Source organism: Sphaerisporangium corydalis (assembly GCF_025506355.1).
Classification (GTDB): domain Bacteria; phylum Actinomycetota; class Actinomycetes; order Streptosporangiales; family Streptosporangiaceae; genus Sphaerisporangium; species Sphaerisporangium corydalis.
The window spans coordinates 74654-93671 of record NZ_JANZYP010000034.1; the positions used below are offsets into that span (position 1 = coordinate 74654).

Genomic DNA, 19018 nt, shown 5'->3' on the forward strand with positions numbered 1-19018 from the left:
CTTTAGTTAGAGTCCCTCCCTAAAATGGGGGGAGTGCCGCACCTTGCCGTCCTCCTCGTCGACGACCATCGCGTCTTCACCGACTCCCTGGCGTTGTGCCTCGACCTCGAACCCGACCTGCGCTGCGTCGCCACGGCGCACACCGGGCGTGACGGACTCGCCAAGGCCGGGGCCGGGGCCGTGGACTTCGCCGTCGCGGTCGTCGACCTGCGACTGCCCGACATGGACGGGCTCGCCGTCATCGCCGGGCTGCGCCGCCTGCGTCCCGAAGCGCGCGTCATCGTGCTCACCGCGCACTGCCGCGAGGACCTGGCCGAGCGGGCGATCGCCGCGGGGGCGGTGGCGTTCCTGGGCAAGGACGCTCCGATCACCCGGATCCTGACGGCGATCAGATCCGCCGACGCCGCGCGCCCTCTGGTCGACCCCGGGCTCCGTCGCGCGAGCGGCCGGATCCGGCTCACCGATCGCGAGTACGACGTCCTGCGCGAACTCGGCAAGGGCCACGACGCCACCCGGATCGCCCTCGCCCTGGGGATCTCACTGCACACCACGCGCGATCACATCAAGGCGGTCCTGGCCAAGCTCGGCGTGCACACCCAGCTCGACGCGGTCGTCTCCGCCGATCGGCTCGGGCTCATCACCGTCGGCTCGGGATTCTGACCCATGACCTCAGCGACGGGGCGCCGCGTGCTGTGGCGCTCGCTCCTCCGGCACCTGGTCGTCGCCGCCGTGGTCGCGGCCGTGACGTGCGCGCTGACCGCCCTCGGCGTGCGGCGGTTCGCCGCCGACGACACGCGCCGGCGGGTGGAGAGCTCCGCGCGCCAGGTCGCCGGTATCGTCCTCGCCCCGATGGCGGAGAAGAGCTTTCGTACGCCTCAGCGGTCAGGATCGCGACTACTTGTACGACCGCATCGCGCCGTTCCTGAGGTCCGGTGCGGTGCAGCGGGTCAAGGTGTTCAGGGTGGACGGTGACCGTGCCACCGTCGTGTTCTCCGACGAGCCCCGCGTCGTGGGGCTTTCCGGCCGGCTCGACTCGCGGCTCGCCACGGGCATGTCCGCCGGCCAGGTGATCGTCCGCACCGTGCCGGTGGAGCCGAGCACCGCTACGAGAACGGCCTCGCCGGGACCAGGATGGAGGTGTTCCTGGGGTTCCGTGACGCCGCCGGCGACGACATGCGGCTGGAGCTCTACCTCCCGGAGGACCAGGGCGGCACGACCAGGCGCGCGGTCCTCGTCCTGCTGCCGATGCCGCTGATCGGCCTGGTGCTCCTCACCCTCGCCAGCGCGCCGCTTTCGATGGCCCTGGCCCGCCGGATGGAACGCACGCGCGCCGAAGGGCGTGCCGCCCGCGATTACGGCCTGGCCGCCACCGAACTCACCCGCCGCGACCTGGCCCGGCGGCTGCACGACGGGGTCATCCCCGACCTCGCCGGGGTCGGGCTGCTGCTGCAACGGGCCCGGCTCACCGGCGGCCGGCGGCGCGAAACCCACGCCGTGACGCCGGACGCGGACCCGCTCGGCCGCGCACAGGACCTCCCGGACGCGGACCCGCTCGGCCACGCGCAGAACCTTCCGGACCCCGACCTGCTCGGCCACGCGCAGAACCTTCCAGACGCCGACCTGCTCGGCCGCGCGCAGGACCTCCTGGCCACCGACCTGCGGGAGCTGCGCGCGCTGCTGACGGAACTGCTGCCGGCGGACCCGGTCGGCCGGGACCTCGGCGCCCGCCTCGCCGACCTCGCCTCGCACGTCAGGCGCAGCGAGGACTCCGGAACCGTGCCGGCCGTCCACATCGACGCGATCGAGGACGTACCCGGCGGGCCCGCGCTCGTCCTCTACCGGGTGGCCGGCGAGCTGCTCCGCAACGCGTTCCGGCACGCGCGGGCACGCACGATCCGCGTCGGTGTCACGGCGCAGGACGTGGGGGGCGTGGCGATGATCGAGCTGACCGTCACCGACGACGGAACCGGATTCGACCCCCGTCACGACCCCGGCTCCGGGCACGTCGGCCTGCGACTGGTCCGCAGGGTGGTCGACGACGGCGGCGGGCGGCTCACGATGGTGAGCGCACCGGGCGCGGGCACCACCGCGACGGTGTCCGTCCCCCGCGCCACGGCGCATCCCCACCACTGACCAGGCGCGGGCCCCTGATGACCGGGCCGTGTGAGGTCGATCAGTGTTCGGTGACGTCTCCTTGGTCGGGTCGTCGCCACGCGGGCCCGCCCGGATGATCTCGCTCGTGCACGTCAGGGGCGCGTCGGCACGGACCACGCTCATCATGGCGGCGAACGTGCTCGGGTCGTCCGGTCGGTAGCCGTGCGTGCGGATGCCGATGAGCAGCTTGGTGCCCTCAGGCATCGCGCCGGGCCTGATGACCAGTCGCGGCAGCCCGTCATCCCCTTCTCCTGGCCGACGACGCGCTCGAAGCCCTCCTCGTCCCTGCCACCGCTGGGTAACATCACTTGTTGATCATGACCTGGGCGGGGACGCTGGCCTGGGCGAGGGCGTTGCATGGTCGGCGGGTTCAGCGACTCCTACTTGGTGAGCTTCACGGTGACGGTGCCGTCCGCGTCGGAATCGACGGAGAAAGCGGCCATCTGGACGTGCACGGCCGGTGGCATGTTGACTTGCGATCCCGAGGGTCTTCGCGGTGGTCTCGGTGTCGAGGTCGAGGAGACCCGCAGCTCCACCACCTCTCGCTGGCGCTTGGGCCGCCGCAGGGCGGCCAGCAGGGCCGGGTCCACGTCGGGCTCGCCGGGCTCCACCGGCAGGGCCGCATCATGGCCGACGAGGGCGACCTCATGGCGGCGCCGTCGCCAGGACAGGCACGCCCGCTTCCTTGCGTGATCAAGGGTGACCTGCCTACATCCCCCGCTGCCGGGGAGTCTGACAAGCGGAAGGCCATGCGCTCAGTCGGACATGGGCGGTGTGAGGTGGTGGAGGAAGGCCTCGGCGATGACTCTGAGGCGGTCGGTGCGCCAGACCGGGGCGTAGTCGAACGTGGCGTCGCCTTCTATGCCCCGCTGCGGTCGCCCGTGCGATCGCGGCCTGGACCTGCGTGCGCGGGCCGCAGATCGTCCAGGAGCTGGCGGCCGAGCGGGGTCAGCTCGACCCTGCGGGTGGTGCGGTGGAACAGTGGGGCGCCGAACAGGCGCTCCAGTTTGGCGATGGTCTGGCTGATCGTCGCGGCCGAGACTCGGAGACGCTCGGCCGTGCGCGCGAAATGCAGTTCCTCGGCGAGTACGAGGAACACCTCGATTTCCTGACGCTCCACCGCTCCCCTATTCTTCAGTGTGGCTGAACAATTGTGCCGGATCTCGTCATTGATGAGGTCCTGCGGTCAACGGGACGATGTGTCGGCGGGCCGGCGATCAGATTGCCGGCGAGCCGACATCGAAGGGGGACCGATGGACGACGGACAGGCACGCGGTCGCACGTCTCACGACAGGCAGGACGATCCCGATCACCGGGCGCCTCGCCCATGGGAGCCGGTGACCGGCCTATGGGAAACGGTCCCCCGGCTGCTCGGCGACAACCGCTACCTCGTGCTCGCCACCGCCGACCGCCAGGGACGGCCGTGGGCCACGCCCGTCTTCTTCGCCGCCCTCGACGAGGACCGGCTCTTCTGGGTGTCGGCACCGGACAGCAGGCATTCCCGTAACATCGCCGAACGCCCGGACGTGGCCATCACGGTCTTCGACTCCCACGCGCCCATAGGCGGCGCCGAGGCGCTCTACCTGGAGGCGACCGCCGGCCCCGCCGACGACCTCCTCACGGCCCTGGACACGCTCAACGCCCGCGTCCCCCCAGGCAAGGAACTCACCGGCGACAACCTCGCGCCGTCCGGCCCCCTGCTGGTCTATCGCGCCGACGTGCGGCGGCACTTCATCCTGATCGGGGGCAGGGACTCCCGCTTCGACAACGTCACCGACGGACGCCTCCCCGTCACACGCGACCAGTAGGAGCCGCCTCCCTGTCGCACGCGACCAGTAGGAGCCGCCTCCCCGTCGCACGCACCCAGTAGAGGCCCCCGACCACGGCCGCGAGGCCGACTCCCCCGTGACGAAGGCCGCCGGACAGGACGTGCCGCTCAGCCCTGGTGCGGGCTGACCCCCGTCACGGCCAGGCCGAGCAGCCGGGTCGCTTCGGCGGCGGGGTCCGGGTGGTGTTCGGTGGCCAGGGCGATGCCGGTGATCAGGGTGAGCAGGTCGGCGATGGTCACGCCCGGGGTCAGCGCGCCGTCGTCCGCAGCGCGGCGCGCCAGTGGGGCGCCCGCCTCGGTGAGCTGCGCAGAGCAGCAGGTGTCCGGCGGCGCGCCGGGGTCGCCCGCCTGGTCGTGGGTCAGTGCGATGGCCAGCCCTCGGATGGTGGCGGCGTCGGCGGTGACGGCGGTCAGCCATTCCAGCAGCGCGGCCCGGGTGTCGGGCCTGGCGGTCAGGTCGCGGGCGTGGGCACACAGGGTCTCGACCCGCTCGCGGAAGACGGCCTCCAGTAGTGCCCTGCGGGTGGGGAAGTGCCGGCGGACGGTGCCGGATCCGACGCCCGCGGTGCGCGCGATCTGCTCCAGGGACGCGTCGGCGCCGTGCGCGGCGATCGCCTCCTCGGCCACGGCGAGCAGGAGCGCGTAGTTGCGCCGGGCGTCCGCCCGCTGGACGGGCATGGCGTCACCTCACATTTGCTAAGTGGCGGGGTCCGCCGTATCTTACCTGAATATAAACGGCGGGGTCCGCCGTTTAATCCCAGGAGATGCCTCATGCCTGCCGATCCCGCACCCGTCCTGGTCACCGGCGCCACCGGACAGCAGGGCGGCGCCACCGCCCGTGCCCTGCTCGCGTCCGGCGTCCCCGTCCGCGCACTGGTCCGCGACCCCTCGACCGAACGGGCTAAGGCGGTCGAGGCGCTCGGCGCCGAACTGGTCACCGGCGACCTGCACGACCGCGACTCCGTGACCAGGGCCGCGGAGGGCGCCCGAGCCGTCTTCTCGGTGCAGATGCCCGGGATGAAGGGAGATGCCTTCGACTTCGAGGGCGAGCTGGCCCAGGCCGTCAACCTGGTCGAAGGCGCCCTGGCCGCGGGCGTGCCGCAGTTCGTGCACACGTCCGTCTCGGGCGCGGGGCGGCACACCGGGGTCCCCGGCTGGGCCGAGGGCCGCTGGGCGGCGATGGAACCGGTCTTCGCCGCCAAGTCCGGCGCCCAGGACCGTGTGCGTGCGGCGGGCTTCACGCACTGGTCGATCATCAAGCCGGGCTTCTTCATGGAGAACTTCCTCCCGTCCACGGCGTACCTGTTCCCTCGCGGCGTCGAGGGCGGCCTGGTCACCGTGCTCCGGCCCGAGACCCGGCTGTCCCTCGTCGCGGTCCGCGACATCGGCACGGCGGCCGCCGCGGCCTTCGCCGCGCCCGAGCGGTTCCACGAGGTCGAGCTGGAGCTGGCCGGTGACCTCTTGACGCTGACGGAAATCGCCGAGGTCCTCTCCCGCGCCCTGGGCACGGAGCTGGCCGCGCCCGACATGACCATGCGGGAGGCGGTCACCGCGGGCATGCCGGGGCCGGGCGTCACTTCACACGAATTCATCAACGTGGCCGGTCAGCCGGCCAGACCGGAGTTCGCGCGGGCCTTCGGCATCCCGCTCACGACCTTCGAGGAATGGGCGCACGAGCACCTGCGGGCCACGCCCTGACATCCGCCCGCCGGCCACCTCGTGAGCAGGTCAGCCGAGCACGACCTCCCCCGAGCGGTCCGGGACGGCGTCCAGTGCGGCGAGCGTCGCCTCGTCGAGGACGAGGGAACCCGCCGCGACGTTCTCCTGGAGGTGCCCGGCGTTCGCGGTGCCCGGGATGAGCAGGACGTTGGGGGCGTGGTGCAGGAGCCAGGCGAGGCCGACCTGCGCGGGGGTGCCGCCCAGCGACCGCGCCGCGGCCACGACCGCCGGCTCGTCGGTGACTTTCGGCAGGCCGGGGAGACCGCTGCCGAGCGGGAAGAACGGCACCCAGGCGATGTCCTCGGCGGCGCAGAGGTCGAGCACGTCCTCGCCGTCGCGTGACACGAGGCTGTAGGCGTTCTGCACGCAGGCGATGCCCGCCGGGAGCGCCCGGCGCAGAATGTCCGCGGTCACGCTGCCGAGCCCGATCGCGCCGATCTTGCCCTCGTCGCGCATCGCGACCATGACCGCGAGCTGGTCGTCGAGATCGACCACCTGGTCGCCCTCGGGCCGCAGACCGGGCCCGGCGTCCATGCGGCGCAGGTTCACCAGCGGGATCCGGTCGAGTCCGAGGCTCGCGAGGTTGTCCTCGACGCTCGCCCGCAGTTCCTCGGGCCGCTGCGCGATACGGAGCGGTACGGGCCCGCCGGGGTTCGGGGTGGCGCCGACCTTGCTGGCGACCAGGACGCCGTCCTCGGGGCGGATCGCCTCGCGGATGAGGTCGTTGACGAGACCGTCGCCGTAGAACTGGGCCGTGTCGATGTGGTCGACGCCCAGCTCGACCGCGCGCCGCAAGATCGCGATGGCCGCGGCGCGGTCGCCCCGCAGACGCAGTTGCATCGCCCCGTAGCCGACGCGGGAGACGGTGCGGTCCCCGAGCCGGCCGGGGCCTCCGGGGCGCGCGGCGCCGGTGGACTCAGGAGTGGGGGTACCGGTGGGAGTCATGGAAGTCCCGTCCTCGTCTGGTGACGCGGAAAGCGGAAAGCTCTCCGGATTTCGACTGCCACAGTACCGGAGATGTCTCCGTTTGACACGACCCGACCACGACACGTGGCACCCAGGCCTTCCCACCCGCCGACGCCTATCCCCGAGGACCTCCGCGATCAGGACCGGGGCGGTCAGGACCAGGCGATCTCGCCGGTCCGGTCGACGAAGCGTCCGGAGCCCGCGCCGGGCTTCTCCGTCGCCAGCCCCACGATCGCGTCCGTACCCTCGGTGACGGTCTGCGGGCCGCTGTTTCTGGTGAAGTCGGTCGCCGTGTAGCCGGGGTCTGCGGCGTTGACGCGGACGTCCGGCAGCGCCTTGGCGTACTGGGTGGTCAGCATCGTGAGCGCCGCCTTCGAGGCGGTGTAGATCGGCGCGATGACCGAGGACTCGGCCCGCGACGGGTCGTGGGTCAAGGCGAGCGAGCCCATCCCGCTGCTGACGTTGACTATGACCGGGTCCGGCGATCGGCGCAGCAGCGGCAGGAAGGCGATGGTCGTCCGGATCACTCCGGCGAGGTTGACGTCGAAGACGCCGAGGGCGTCGGCGCCGGTCAGGGTGGTGGGGTCGCCGAAGGGACCGTGGACGCCGGCGTTGTTGACCAGGACGTCGATCGAGCCCTCGTGATCGGCGACGTCGGCCACCGCGGCGGCCACGGACGCGTCGTCGGTCACGTCGATGCGGACGAACCGCGCGCCGAGCTCGGCGGCGGCCCGCGCGCCCCTTTCGGGGTCCCGGGCCCCGACGAGAACGGTGTGACCGAGTTCGATGAGACGGCGGGCGGTCTCGCGGCCGAGGCCCTTGTTCGCTCCGGTGATGAAGGTGATGGTCATATGGTCATTGTTCGGTCCACCTGCGACATCCGGCCAGGGACGCCTCGACGGTAGGAGCGGCGGTACCACCATCGAGACGCGTAGGGCGACCGGGGAGGCGGGAGGATGGGTGTCATGACCACGACACCGGGGGCCGGGCTGGGGGCGATGATCCGCACCTGGCGGGACCGGCTGCCCCCGTCGGCCGCGGCGCTGCCCGTGGGCCGGGCACGCCGCGCCATCGGGCTGCGCCGCGAGGAGCTCGCCGAGCTCGCGGGCGTGTCGGTCGACTACGTCGTGCGCCTGGAGCAGGGACGGGCCACGGCGCCTTCGGCACAGGTGATCGCGTCCCTGGCGCGTGCCCTGCAGCTGACCGTCACCGAACGGGACCATCTGTACCGGCTGGCCCGTCTTGTGCCGCCGGCGGCCGACGCGATCTCCGACCACATCCCGCCCGGCGTCCACCGTGTGCTCACGCGGCTGGGCGATGCCCCGGTCGCCGTGTTCGCCGCGGACTGGCAGCTGATCTGGTGGAACCTCGGCTGGGCCGCGCTGCTGGGCGATCCCTCGTCGTCGCCGCCTCGGCTGCGGAACTTCGCCCGTGACCGGTTCCCGGTGGACGCCGGTCCCGCTCACCTCGCGCCATGGCCGGTGGCCGAACTGGACAGGGACACCACCGACCTCGCCGTCGTGTCCGACCTGCGCCGCGCCACCGGCCGTTTCCCCAAGGACGCGCGCCTGGCGGCGCTGATCCACGAACTGAGCACGGGCAACCGGCGGTTCGCCGAACTGTGGGCGATCGGCACGGTGGCCGCCCATCGCGAGGACCACAAGACCATCGAGCACCCGTCGGTGGGACCGATCACGGTGGACTGCGACGTGCTGACCGACGGCGACTCCGAACACAAAATCGTGATCATGACCGCCGCACCCGGCAGCGCGGACGAGACCAAACTACGGCTCACCGTGGTCACCGGCCCACCCGCCACCACGACCAGCCCACACCCACACCGCTAGCCGCCCGCGCCCGGGCCCACCCCCGGAAGAACACCGGCCTTCCCGATCATCTTCGCCCCCACACGGAACACCTCGGCCAGCGCCAGGAGCGACAAGGCGCCCACCACAGGGATCCACGACAGGGCGAGCAAGGGCCGGAACGTCTCGGTGAGCCCCACCCTTTCGAGCACCATCATCGACGCGAGGTAGGGCAGGAAGGGCCCCACCACACCCGCCACGACCAGCGACACCGCGAGCCAGATGATCCGAGCGGGATCACCCTCCCTGAACGGCACCCCTCGCAGGACCGAGACCAGCACAGCCCGGACCAGCAACCCGGCGACGCCCGCGCACAACCCGCCGAGCAGGACGTCACCGCGCGAGAGCACCTGTTCGGCGACCGTGGAGCCCCAGACGTCCAGCGACATCGTCTCTCTCGGGAGCACGACACCCGAAGGAAGTCCCTCACCCGTCAGCCGCAGGCGATCCATGGCGCCCAAGGCGGGAACCACCCGTATCATCACGTATCCCTGCGCCTGGGTGACCCCGTTAATGGCGAACGCGACTCCCCAAACCGCCGCCAAAGCCCCGGCGAGCCACGTCACGGTGGCCCCCACGATCACGAGCGTGCGGTTCATCAGCACTCCAGAGGTAGCGGGGTGTTTAAAAATGCTCCGCTTGCCCGTCACGATACGCCGAAAGTGTCTCCCGCCGGTTGTACAGCGCGAACGAACGGTACGGCCCGGGAAGATGTTGTAGCGCTATCGTCAGTCGCTTTCTGACGACCTTCGGCTACTAGTGCCGCAAAGACAGCAGCGTTCGAATGTGAATGGCTCTGTGCGGGTCCGGTTCCAGATGATGGTGTTCGCCTCGTTGTACTCGGGATTGATGAGCCTGGCGACCACGAGCACGGTCACGGATGCCGCGCCGGCTCTGTGCAGGGCGGATGCGGCGCTCTGCACGTGGGCGCCACTGACAAAAATGTCGTCCACGAGTAGGACCACCTTGCCGTCGACGCACCCCGTCACTTTGAAAGCGTGTTCGTTCGACACCCTGGGGCCGACCACCGCGGCGCCTATATCCGGCCACAGGACCGGCTTGTAGAGGTCCTTCAGAGCGGCGATCATCTGGATGACTTTGGGCATGGGATGGAAGGCCGGGAGTGGCTCACCCGATCGCGTACTAGGGACGCTGGTCACCAGCGTGAAGTCTCCTCCTGCCACCCGTTTCAAGCATCGAGCGTGGGCGGCGTAGAACCGGGAGATCGTGGCCGCCAAGAACGTCGTCCGATCTGGACCGCCACGCCGCGGGGACTGGTTACCCGAACGGGACACGATGTCGTAAAGCTGGTCGTCCTCTTTTATGCATAACGAGATGGGGACGACGTTCCGGACCGGGCGACGAACGTTCCTTTTTGTGTCACGGCAGCCGTCGCATATGGCATAGCTGTCGTTGGGTCCCGAGTGGCAGATCCGGCAGACACCAGGGCCCGCCGCCGGGACGTTCCGATAGAGATTGATGTACCAATCGGTCATCTCGCGGGCGGCATCACCCATGATCAGAAAATCTTCAGATTTCGGGTCACGTCTAACAGATTCACCACCTGGGACAGCAGGTCGTCAATATCCCGTACGACAGTGACTCCTCCTCGGTAAGCCATGCGCCGCACCCATTGGTGTTGCTCATGGAGCCGGTGAGGCACGAACAGATGCTTCCCCTGAGCGAGCGCGACCTGCGCCTGCAAGGCTGGGCCGCTGCCGTCGTCGCCGTTCGCCAGATAAACCGCACCGGCCAATCCGCTGGTCATGACGCGGGAGACGGAGACGGTCGTGTGCGTGACGGGGGCTGACGGCCAGAACGGCGAGACCAGGGCACCGCTATGAGCTATCTCCTTGGCCAGAGTCGCGTTCTCCTCCGAAGCGACCTGCAGAGCGATGCCTTGCGTCAACGTGGCGATCGTGCGGCCACCCGCCGCCAGAGCGGCGGCATGGACGCCTGAGTTCAGGTCTGCGACCACAGTGAGGCCCGCCTCCGAAAGAGCCCTGACGTCCTGCTGTACCTGTCCGATATCCGGCCCACCGGGATGGTGCTCGCCGACGACCGCTATGGAGCGATCGTCCTCGTCGATCAGCCGGCCACGGATCCAGAGGAAGGGCTGGAAATTGTGGGCGAAGTCCAGGTTGCCCGGATACTCCTCATCCAGGACGGTCACCAGCTGTGCGCCGTCGGCACGAGTGGCGGCGATGAGTTCCTCGGCCCGCGCGAGTGCACCGGCCGGGCAACGGGAGACGACCTCGGCGGCGTATGTCCGATCCTCCTGATCCAGGCCCGTGTACTCACCGTCCAGAAGCGTCAGGGCGCTGCCGGCGGCCTGGATCACGCGGGCCGTGTGATGCCATGGCCCGACGGTGGCCTTGGTCAACGCGAGAACCGCGGCCTGTTCTTGGACCTGGGACATCTTCGCCACCTTCTCGAACGTGAATTCGATTCGAACGTACGCCGGTCGAGCGCCGGCCGTCCAGCCGACCGCGAGAACGAGCCTGGCGACAGGGACTGATCCATCGCTCGGTTTCGACCGAACCGGTAGGCGTCACCGCAATCGATCTCGAAGCCAACCCCTGCCACCCAACCCTCCTCTGTACGGGCGCTCACCTGCTTATGCGCCCCTAGCAGGGTGGGGAGTACGCAATGGCGAGGGTGGTCTGAAATGTTTCGGTTGTTGGGCGTGGGGGTTTCTTATTGGGGAGCGGGTTACTACTATTATGTTTCGTTGTTGAATCGAAAGTTTTCGGGGGTCGATCCCGAGGGAGTTCGATGAGACGTTTTCTGATCGTCGGTGCCGCCGTGCTCACGTTGGCCGGGGCGCTGGGCGCCTTACCCGTGCTCGCGGCCGAGCGGCATCCCGTGCTCGCCGAGCAGAGTCTGCGCTCGGTCGCCGCCCGCCACGAGCTCGCCATCGGCACCGCGGTCGACATGGCCGCGCTGCGCGACGCGGCCGATCCGCAGTACCGCGCGCTGGTCGCGTCGCAGGTCTCCACCGTCACCGCCGAGAACGTCATGAAGTGGGAGGCGCTCGAACCCACGCGGGGCGTGTACAACTGGGGCCCGGCCGACGAGCTGATCGACTTCGCCCGCAGGAACAAGCAGCAGGTCCGCGGGCACGTGCTGGTCTGGCAGAACCAGTTGCCGACCTGGCTCACCCAGGGCGTCACCGACGGGACGATCAGCGACGCGCAGCTCCGTGACATCCTCCGCGCCCACATCACCACCGTGGTCAGGCACTTCAAGGGCAAGATCTGGCAGTGGGACGTCGTCAACGAGGCGGCGAGCGACCCGTGGGACACCCCGGCGTCGATCCACCTGAAGGGCTTCTGGGCGCAGCATCTCGGCTCCGGCTTCATCGCCGACGCCTTCCGGTGGGCCCGCGCCGCCGACCCGGGCGCCCTGCTGTTCTACAACGACTACAACATCGAGGCGTTCGGGGACCGAGGCCCGTCCGACAAGACCTGGTACGTCTACACCATGGCCAAGCAGCTGCGCGCCGCCGGCGTCCCCATCGACGGCGTGGGCAGCCAGGGGCACCTCGGCACCCAGTACAGCGACTACGACGCCTTCCAGGTGGGCGAGGTGCTCGACGCCTTCTCCGACCTCGGGCTGGCCACGGCGTTCACCGAGGTGGACGTGCGCAGCCAGATGACCGAGGGCGTGCGCGCGGGCGACTCCAACGAGATCAACCCCCGCCTCCAGGCGTCGGCGGCGAACTACAGCGTGCTCCTGCAGGCGTGCCTGGCCAACCGGCACTGCCTGTCGTACACCGTCTGGGGATTCACCGACCTGCACTCCTGGGTGCCCGGCTGGTTCACCGATCCGCCGGAGGGCCTGGCCACCCTGTACGACGAGTCCTACCGGCCCAAGCGCGCCTACAACGTCGTCAAGGCCGACCTGGCCTACGCCGGGCCGCCCTACGTCCTGCCGAGGATCCCGCAGAAGCCCCGCCGATGAGCTGACCGCCGCCCGGCCGCGTACGACCTGAGTCGTACGCGGACCGGCGAGCGCTCCCTTTCGGGCTGATCCGAGGCCGGCGGTCCGGCTCCTAGCGTCGGTCCCATGACCGATCAAGCATCCGCCGCCCAGGACGAGGGCGCGTCGTTCCTCGTCCTGGGCCTTCTCGTCATCGCCGGCACCGTCGGGTCGTCGGCGACCCTGCACTTCCCCGAGGTGCTGCTCGACCCGCCCTCGTTCGCGGCCACGCTGGTCACCGGCGACCTGATCGGCGTCATCCTGAGCCTGGCCGGGCTGGTCGTGTCCGGGTTCGTGCTCATGGTCCTGTCGCGCCGGATCGGCACCGCCCACGGGCGCTCGGCCGGCGCCGTGCTCGGGCGTTCACTCGGCACCGCCCACGGGCGTTCGGCCGGCGCCGTGCTCGGGCGTTCGCTCGGCGTCGCCGCGGGGACGTGCTGGGGGATCAGCCCGCTCATTGGCCTGCTGCTGATCCCGCTGTGGATGAACGACGTCGGCGCCGGGATGTCCCTTCTGTCGTGGATCGCCTTCGCCGGCGCGGCCGTCGCCGCTCCACTGCTGCTGGCGAGCTGGACGATGGTCCTGGTCAGGCGGGATCCACGCGGTCGCGTGCTCGGCGTGCTCGGTGCGACCGGCCTGTCGCTGACCGCCGCGCGTTCCTCGCTGTGGGCGGTGAACGCGATGCTCCCGCCCGAGCGCGGCCTCTACCTCACCTCGGCGATCCTGACCGTCGCCGCGATGCTCATGTTCCCGCTCTGGCCGGCCTGGCTCATCCGCAAGGGCATGACGCGAAGGCGCGCCTCCGCGGTGCTGGCGCCGCTCCTCGTGCTCGGGTACGCCACGGCCACGATCGGTCTCGCGCCGGCGCCCGGCGGGGACGGCGTCCCGGCGGTGCCGAGCGCCGCCGGCTCGGCCGTCTACCTGGTGGCGATGACCGTGCCGGCGCTCCTGCCGATGCCGGTGAACGAGACCGAGCTGGACGCCGATCGGCGGCGGGACCTGGCCATCCGGCCGGCGCTGCCGGCGGACGCGACCATGGAGCGGGTCGACGCGGGTGGCGTCCCGTCCGAACGGATCTGCGCTGGTAAGACCTCCGCCGGGCGGATGATCCTTTATCTGCCCGGTGGCGGGTTCATCCAGCCAGCCGGCAACGGGCCTCGCTGGTTGGCCGCGGCGATCTCGCGGGAGACCGGCGCGTGCGTGCTGCTGGCGCACTACCGCCTGGCGCCCGAACATCCCTACCCGGCGGCCATGCGGGACGGCGTGAGCGCCTACCGCTGGCTACGCCTTCAGGGCATTCCGGCGTCGCGCCTCGCGATCGTGGGCGACTCCGCGGGTGGCAACCTCGCCTTGACGACCGCGCTCTTCTTACGCGGCAGCGGTGAGGCGCTGCCGGCCGCGCTCGTGGCGATCTCACCCGTGACCGACCTGACGCTCCGGGGCGAGACGTTCCGTACGCTGTCCGACCGCGATCCGGTCCTGACACCGGGAACGATCAAGCTCACGTTCGACAGCTACACCCGGGGCGGCACGATCGACCTGCGCGACCCGCTGCTGTCCCCGCTGTACGCCGACCTCGCCGGGCTTCCGCCGACGCTGTTGATGGCCGGCACCCAGGAGGTCCTGCTCAGCGACGTGACCCGCCTCGGCGACCGGATGCGCGAGGCCGGAGTGCCGGGAGAGACGCAGGTGTGGCCAGGCATGCCGCACGCGTGGCCGCTCGTGGTGCAGGAGGCGCCGGAGAGCCGGATGGCGGTCGCGCGGGTCGCCGGCTTCCTCGCGCGGAACCTGCCGACCGTACGATGACGTGCATGCCGGATCGGTGTCGTCGCTGGTGGCCGGTCGTGCTCTTCTGGGTCGTGATCGTGGTGGCGTTCGCCCTGGCGCTGTCGCGGGTGCTGCACCCCGTGCTGCTGATCGGCCCGATGGTCGCCGCGTACCTGGTCGCCAGGTACGGGCCCCGGGGCCATCTGTGGGCGGCCTGGACGCCCACCGTGCCGTTCATGATCGAGTGGGTCGCGAACGGCGGGCCCTGGTGGGACGCGGTCGTGGTCGCCGTGCTGTTCGAAGGGTGCCTTCTGCTGGGGCTGACGATCCAGACCCGGCGCGCCTATCTCGCGGCGTTGGAGGAGCGTGCGCGCTGGCTCGAACGCGACCGTGAGCAGCAGGCCCTCCTCAGCGCCACGGCCGAGCGCACCCGGATCGCTCGCGAGGTGCACGACATCGTGGCGCACAACCTCGCGGTGATGGTCGCGCTGGCCGACGGAGCGGTGGCCTCCGCCGCCGATCCCGCGCGTTCGGCCGACCTGATGGCCAAGACGGCCATAACGGGCCGGGAGGCGCTGTCCGAGGTACGCCGCCTGGTGGGCGTCCTGCGTGACGACGGGGCCCAGGACCTGCGGATCGACGCGCTGGTCGAGCAGGTGCGCGGTGCCGGGCTGCCGGTGACGCTGACCCGCGAGGGCGCGGCCGGTACCGTGATGGATCTGGTGGTGTACCGGATCGTCCAGGAAGCGCTCACCAACACCATGAAGCACGCGGGACGCGAGGCGACGGCCACGGTGCGGTTGCGCTATGGCCCGGCCGAGGTGGACGTCGAGGTCGTCGACGACGGTGACGGCGGACCCGCCCGGCCAGCGGGTGCCGGGCACGGGCTGGCGGGGATGCGCGAACGGGTGGCCTCGTACGGGGGCGACGTGGCGGCCGGGCCGGTACCCGACGGCGGCTGGCGCGTCCACGCACGCCTCCCGGTGCCGTCATGACCAGCAGCCGACGCGTCCACGCGCGACCGGCGGTGCCGTCATGATCAGCGGCTGGCGGTGCCGTCATGACCGTTGAGCGGTACGTCCGTGCGCGACCGGGGGTGCCGTCATGACCATCCGGGTGCTGTTGGTGGACGACCAGCCGTGGTTGCGGCTGGGGTTCCGGGCGGTGCTGGAGCAGGAGCCCGACATCGAGGTGGTCGGGGAGGCCGGTGACGGGGAGCGGGCCGTCGCCCAGACGCGGGCGCTGCGGCCGGACGTCGTCCTGATGGACGTGCGAATGCCTGCGATGGACGGGATCGAGGCGACGCGGCGGATCGCCATGTCGGACTCTCCGGCGCGTGTCCTCGTGTTGACCACCTTCGACCTGGACGAGTACGTGTTCGCCGCGCTGCGTGCGGGCGCGAGCGGGTTCCTGCTGAAGGACGCGCTGCCGGCGGACCTGCTGAGCGGCATCCGCGTGGTCGCCTCCGGAGACGCGGCCGTCGCGCCGGGGGTGACGCGGCGGCTGATCTCGGCGTTCGCCGCCCACCTGCCGGTGCCGGGCGCTCCGGCGCCGCTCGACGGCCTGACCGCGCGGGAAAGGGACGTGCTGCTGGAGCTCGCCCGCGCACGCTCCAACGCCGAGATCGCCTCGCGGTTGCACATCTCCGAGGCGACCGTGAAGGTCCATGTCGGACGGGTGCTCGGCAAGCTCGGCCTGCGCGACCGGGCGCAGGCGGTGGTGTTCGCGTACGAGAACGGCGTGATCCGCGCCGGCGACGAGTGACTCCCGCCGGATAAACCCAGACGACTCCAGACGACTCCTGGGGGACGAACCCGCGCTGGGCTGACATGCGTTTTGGGACAAGGTGTCGGGGGGTGCCGGACCCGCCGGACAAGGTGTCGGGGGTGCCACGACGGCCGGGGCTCACAGAGTTATCCACAGTATCCACAGGTTCGTACACAGGTTCGAAATGGCGGTGGATACTCAGAAGCGGGGGTCGGCGGCGGACTCTGTGTTCGCATGGCGATCACGAATCCGATGACCCGCGGGCGTACGGCGGGCCCTGACCGGGTCGAGCCGACAGAGGAGAGGGAGACGAGGTGGTGTTCACGGGGACGTGGCGGAGGCGGCGCGTGAAAGCGGCGGATGAGGGTGCGGGATGGGGCGACGGGGTGGGCCGGTCAATGACCGGCGGGAGGGCTGGTTCATGGGCATTGGGTGGCCCATAACACGGTGGTAGGGGGGAAGTGGCGTATCCCCGGCGGGGCTCGGCGAGCTTAGGTTGGCGGGAGCCCCACCCGAGGACTCCACAGGTCACCGGCGTGTCCGCGCCGGTGATCCCTTCGGTGCGCCTCATGGTGGTCACCCCCCTGACTGAGGAGACTCTCGATGCGCCTGTCAAGGTTTCTCCGCAACATCTCGGCCCTGTTCCTGGGGCTGGCCTTCCTGTTCACCGTGTCACCCGCCTGGGCGGACCCTGGGACCGCAGCGGCGGACACCGGCGCCACCACGGCGGTCACGCGAACCGATGCCGCCTCGACGGTCGCGCAGACCAATGACTCGACGGTGGCGCGGAGCAGGGCCGCCTCAGCGGAGGTCGCGGTGCGCGTGCTCCGGTACGACGCCAGCCGGGCCGCCGAGTTCCGTACCGTGATGGACCAGGCCGCGCAGATCTGGAACGCCAGTGTCAGCAACGTCCGGCTCGTGGCGGGTACGCCCGCCGACTTCGTGGTGCTCGCCGACAACGGCTGGCCTCGCACGAGCACCAGCAGCCTGGGCCGGGGCACCATCTGGATGGGCAGGGAGGCGACCACCGAGGGGTACTACCCCCCGCGCATCGCCACTCATGAGATCGGCCACATCCTCGGCCTGCCCGACCGGCGCACCGGCCGCTGCACCGACCTGATGTCCGGGTCCAGCGCCCCGGTGAGCTGCACCAACGCCAACCCCAGCTCGGCGGAGCGCAGCCAGGTCAACGCCAACTTCGCCGGCGCCACCCCGCTCATCGAGTTCGACAAGCTCTACGTCGACCGCCCGGACGGCGCCCTGGTCCCGTAAGGGCTCGCGACACAGCTATCACCGCCCCCGGAGTTTCCGGCCCATCGTGGCCGGAAACCCGGGGGCGCTTGTCGGTGTCGCCCCACCCGGCACCGGGTTGGGTGGGCCAGCCGGCGTCGCCCACCCAACCCCGCGGCCCCTCAGGAACGGTGGGAGTCGGTGTGGCCCACCCAACCCGTGCCGCACCCGGGGACGATGGGACACCTCACAGCTCTGGCCAGGATCACGCACTTGAGGACCGCAGGGCTCGCGGCTCGGTCGGTGGGCTCGTCGGTGTTCGGCCCACCCGGCACCGGGTTGGGTGGGCCAGTCGGTGTTGCCCACCCAACCCCTCGCCCCTCAAGGACAGTGGAAGTCGGTATGGCCCACCCACGTACCGCACCGGGACGGTAGGACACCCCGGCCCTGGCCAGGTCACGCACATGAGGACCACAGGGATCGCGGCCCGGTCGGTGGGCTCGTCGGTGTTTGCCCCACCCGGCACCGAATTGGGTGGGCCAGTCGGTGTTGCCCACCCAACCCCTCGCCCCTCAAGGACAGTGGAAGTCGGTATGGCCCACCCACGTACCGCACCGGGACGGTAGGACACCCCGGCCCTGGCCAGGTCACGCACATGAGGACCACAGGGATCGCGGCCCGGTCGGTGGGCTCGTCGGTGTTTGCCCCACCCGGCACCGAATTGGGTGGGCCAGTCGGTGTTGCCCACCCAACCCCTCGCCCCTCAAGGACAGTGGAAGTCGGTATGGCCCACCCACGTACCGCACCGGGACGGTAGGACACCTCGGCCCTGGCCAGGTCACGCACTTGAGGACCACAGGGATCGCGGCTCGGTCGGTGGGCTCGTCGGTGTTTGCCCCACCCGGCACCGAATTGGGTGGGCCAGTCGGTGTTGCCCACCCAACCCGCGGCCCCTCAGGGACGATAGGAGTCGGTATTGCCACCCAACCCCGCGTCCCCTCAAGGACGGTGGAACTCGGTGTGGCCCACCGACGTACCGCACCGGGACGGTGGGACACCTCATGCCCTGGCCGGGGTCACGCGCTTTGAGGGACTCCACAAGGCCACCCGCGATGGGGAACTGGGTGGCGACCCAACCGTGGTCTCGCGTTAACCCACTACCCACCTCCCAGCCCGGGACACAGAGCCGGGTGGGCGATACGCAGGCCCACCTCGTGCCGGCGGGAGCGGGCAGCGTCCCCGCCGGTCACTGTGACCCGCCCCAGCAGGTCACGGGCTTGGGTGGGCAACAAGCGCAGGCCCACCCAACCCGGCGCCGGGTGGGAGGCACCGACAAGCCCACCGACCAAAACAAACCCGCACACCCAGCAGGACACGAGGCCAATGGACATCGCCGACATACCCCGCACAGAGATCGCCCGCATGCCCCGCAGAAAGGGCTACACAGACCCACCCCGTGCCGGCGGGAGCGGGCAACGTCCCCGCCGGTCGCTGGTGACCCGCCCCAGCGGGTCACGGGTTCGGGTGGGCAACAAGCGCAGGCCCACCCAACCCGGCGCCGGGTGGGAGGCACCAACAAGCCCACCGACCCAACCAAAACAAACCCGCACACCCTGAACCGCGCCGGGTTTCGTGGAGACTCGGCTACTTGGTTTCTGCCGCGGTGACTGCGGCCTGTTGGTGACGGTAGTAGATCGCTTCGTACTCTGCGGGTGGGATGTCGCCGCAGGCGGTGTGCAGC

The 19018-nt window shown here is 70.6% G+C and carries 19 protein-coding genes; 10 read left to right on the forward strand and 9 right to left on the reverse strand.

Annotation, left to right across the window (positions count from 1 at the left end; translation table 11 throughout):
- Positions 1-33: 33 nt before the first annotated feature.
- Positions 34-660 (forward strand): response regulator transcription factor, encoded by a 627-nt coding sequence (locus NYZ98_RS22835; RefSeq protein WP_262844905.1) that lies wholly within the window; start codon positions 34-36, stop codon positions 658-660.
- A gap of 234 nt (positions 661-894) precedes the next feature.
- On the opposite strand, the gene NYZ98_RS22840 is transcribed toward NYZ98_RS22835, so the two are convergent.
- Positions 895-1101: a hypothetical protein gene (locus tag NYZ98_RS22840; RefSeq protein WP_262844906.1), complete on the reverse strand. Its 207-nt coding sequence runs from the start codon at positions 1099-1101 to the stop codon at positions 895-897.
- Between the two features lie 30 nt (positions 1102-1131).
- Here NYZ98_RS22840 and NYZ98_RS22845 point away from each other — a divergent pair, with 30 nt between their 5' ends.
- The gene (locus tag NYZ98_RS22845) at positions 1132-2133 is read left to right on the forward strand and encodes a sensor histidine kinase (RefSeq protein WP_262844907.1); all 1002 of its coding nucleotides are present in this window, start codon (positions 1132-1134) and stop codon (positions 2131-2133) included.
- A gap of 401 nt (positions 2134-2534) precedes the next feature.
- Here NYZ98_RS22845 and NYZ98_RS22850 read toward each other — a convergent pair whose 3' ends face one another.
- Together NYZ98_RS22850 and NYZ98_RS22855 are read right to left on the reverse strand one after the other, a co-directional pair.
- Positions 2535-2765: a hypothetical protein gene (locus NYZ98_RS22850; protein WP_262844908.1), complete on the reverse strand. Its 231-nt coding sequence runs from the start codon at positions 2763-2765 to the stop codon at positions 2535-2537.
- Positions 2766-3013: 248 nt separating this feature from the next.
- Complete coding sequence (locus NYZ98_RS22855) at positions 3014-3274, reverse strand: LysR family transcriptional regulator (protein ID WP_316249595.1); 261 nt, start codon at positions 3272-3274, stop codon at positions 3014-3016.
- 217 nt (positions 3275-3491) lie between these two features.
- On the opposite strand from NYZ98_RS22855, the gene NYZ98_RS22860 reads away from it, so the two are divergent.
- A complete protein-coding gene (locus NYZ98_RS22860; RefSeq protein WP_262844909.1) occupies positions 3492-3962 on the forward strand; it encodes a pyridoxamine 5'-phosphate oxidase family protein in 471 nt (156 codons plus the stop codon).
- 128 nt (positions 3963-4090) lie between these two features.
- Here the strand turns inward: NYZ98_RS22860 and NYZ98_RS22865 are convergent, their stop codons facing one another.
- The gene (locus NYZ98_RS22865; protein WP_262844910.1) at positions 4091-4660 is read right to left on the reverse strand and encodes a TetR/AcrR family transcriptional regulator; all 570 of its coding nucleotides are present in this window, start codon (positions 4658-4660) and stop codon (positions 4091-4093) included.
- Positions 4661-4753: 93 nt separating this feature from the next.
- Between NYZ98_RS22865 and NYZ98_RS22870 the strand changes: the two genes are divergently transcribed.
- The gene (locus NYZ98_RS22870; protein WP_262844911.1) at positions 4754-5680 is read left to right on the forward strand and encodes an NmrA family NAD(P)-binding protein; all 927 of its coding nucleotides are present in this window, start codon (positions 4754-4756) and stop codon (positions 5678-5680) included.
- 30 nt (positions 5681-5710) lie between these two features.
- On the opposite strand, the gene NYZ98_RS22875 is transcribed toward NYZ98_RS22870, so the two are convergent.
- Positions 5711-6646, reverse strand: a complete 936-nt coding sequence (locus NYZ98_RS22875; RefSeq protein WP_262844912.1) for an aldo/keto reductase — start codon at positions 6644-6646, stop codon at positions 5711-5713.
- A gap of 173 nt (positions 6647-6819) precedes the next feature.
- Complete coding sequence (locus tag NYZ98_RS22880) at positions 6820-7518, reverse strand: SDR family NAD(P)-dependent oxidoreductase (RefSeq protein WP_262844913.1); 699 nt, start codon at positions 7516-7518, stop codon at positions 6820-6822.
- A gap of 114 nt (positions 7519-7632) precedes the next feature.
- Here NYZ98_RS22880 and NYZ98_RS22885 point away from each other — a divergent pair, with 114 nt between their 5' ends.
- The gene (locus NYZ98_RS22885) at positions 7633-8514 is read left to right on the forward strand and encodes a helix-turn-helix domain-containing protein (protein ID WP_262844914.1); all 882 of its coding nucleotides are present in this window, start codon (positions 7633-7635) and stop codon (positions 8512-8514) included.
- Here the strand turns inward: NYZ98_RS22885 and NYZ98_RS22890 are convergent.
- From NYZ98_RS22890 to NYZ98_RS22900, 3 genes are all read right to left on the reverse strand, one after another.
- Positions 8511-9131, reverse strand: a complete 621-nt coding sequence (locus NYZ98_RS22890) for a hypothetical protein (RefSeq protein ID WP_262844915.1) — start codon at positions 9129-9131, stop codon at positions 8511-8513. The two genes, NYZ98_RS22885 and NYZ98_RS22890, sit on opposite strands and share 4 nt — an antisense overlap.
- Positions 9132-9260: 129 nt before the next feature.
- The gene (locus tag NYZ98_RS22895; protein ID WP_262844916.1) at positions 9261-10049 is read right to left on the reverse strand and encodes a ComF family protein; all 789 of its coding nucleotides are present in this window, start codon (positions 10047-10049) and stop codon (positions 9261-9263) included.
- Between the two features lie 2 nt (positions 10050-10051).
- Entirely contained in the window at positions 10052-10951 is a 900-nt protein-coding gene (locus NYZ98_RS22900) for a DNA-protecting protein DprA (protein WP_262844917.1), read from the reverse strand.
- A gap of 356 nt (positions 10952-11307) precedes the next feature.
- On the opposite strand from NYZ98_RS22900, the gene NYZ98_RS22905 reads away from it, so the two are divergent.
- The 5 genes from NYZ98_RS22905 to NYZ98_RS22925 all read left to right on the forward strand — a co-directional run bounded on the left by NYZ98_RS22905 (position 11308) and on the right by NYZ98_RS22925 (position 17319).
- Positions 11308-12495, forward strand: coding sequence for an endo-1,4-beta-xylanase (locus NYZ98_RS22905; protein WP_262844918.1), 1188 nt, complete (start codon positions 11308-11310; stop codon positions 12493-12495).
- A 105-nt stretch (positions 12496-12600) separates the two neighbouring features.
- Positions 12601-14319 (forward strand): alpha/beta hydrolase, encoded by a 1719-nt coding sequence (locus NYZ98_RS22910; protein WP_262844919.1) that lies wholly within the window; start codon positions 12601-12603, stop codon positions 14317-14319.
- Positions 14320-14324: 5 nt separating this feature from the next.
- The gene (locus NYZ98_RS22915; RefSeq protein WP_262844920.1) at positions 14325-15275 is read left to right on the forward strand and encodes a sensor histidine kinase; all 951 of its coding nucleotides are present in this window, start codon (positions 14325-14327) and stop codon (positions 15273-15275) included.
- 109 nt (positions 15276-15384) lie between these two features.
- The gene (locus NYZ98_RS22920; RefSeq protein WP_262844921.1) at positions 15385-16044 is read left to right on the forward strand and encodes a response regulator; all 660 of its coding nucleotides are present in this window, start codon (positions 15385-15387) and stop codon (positions 16042-16044) included.
- A 606-nt stretch (positions 16045-16650) separates the two neighbouring features.
- The gene (locus NYZ98_RS22925; protein ID WP_262844922.1) at positions 16651-17319 is read left to right on the forward strand and encodes a snapalysin family zinc-dependent metalloprotease; all 669 of its coding nucleotides are present in this window, start codon (positions 16651-16653) and stop codon (positions 17317-17319) included.
- Positions 17320-19018 lie beyond the last annotated feature (1699 nt).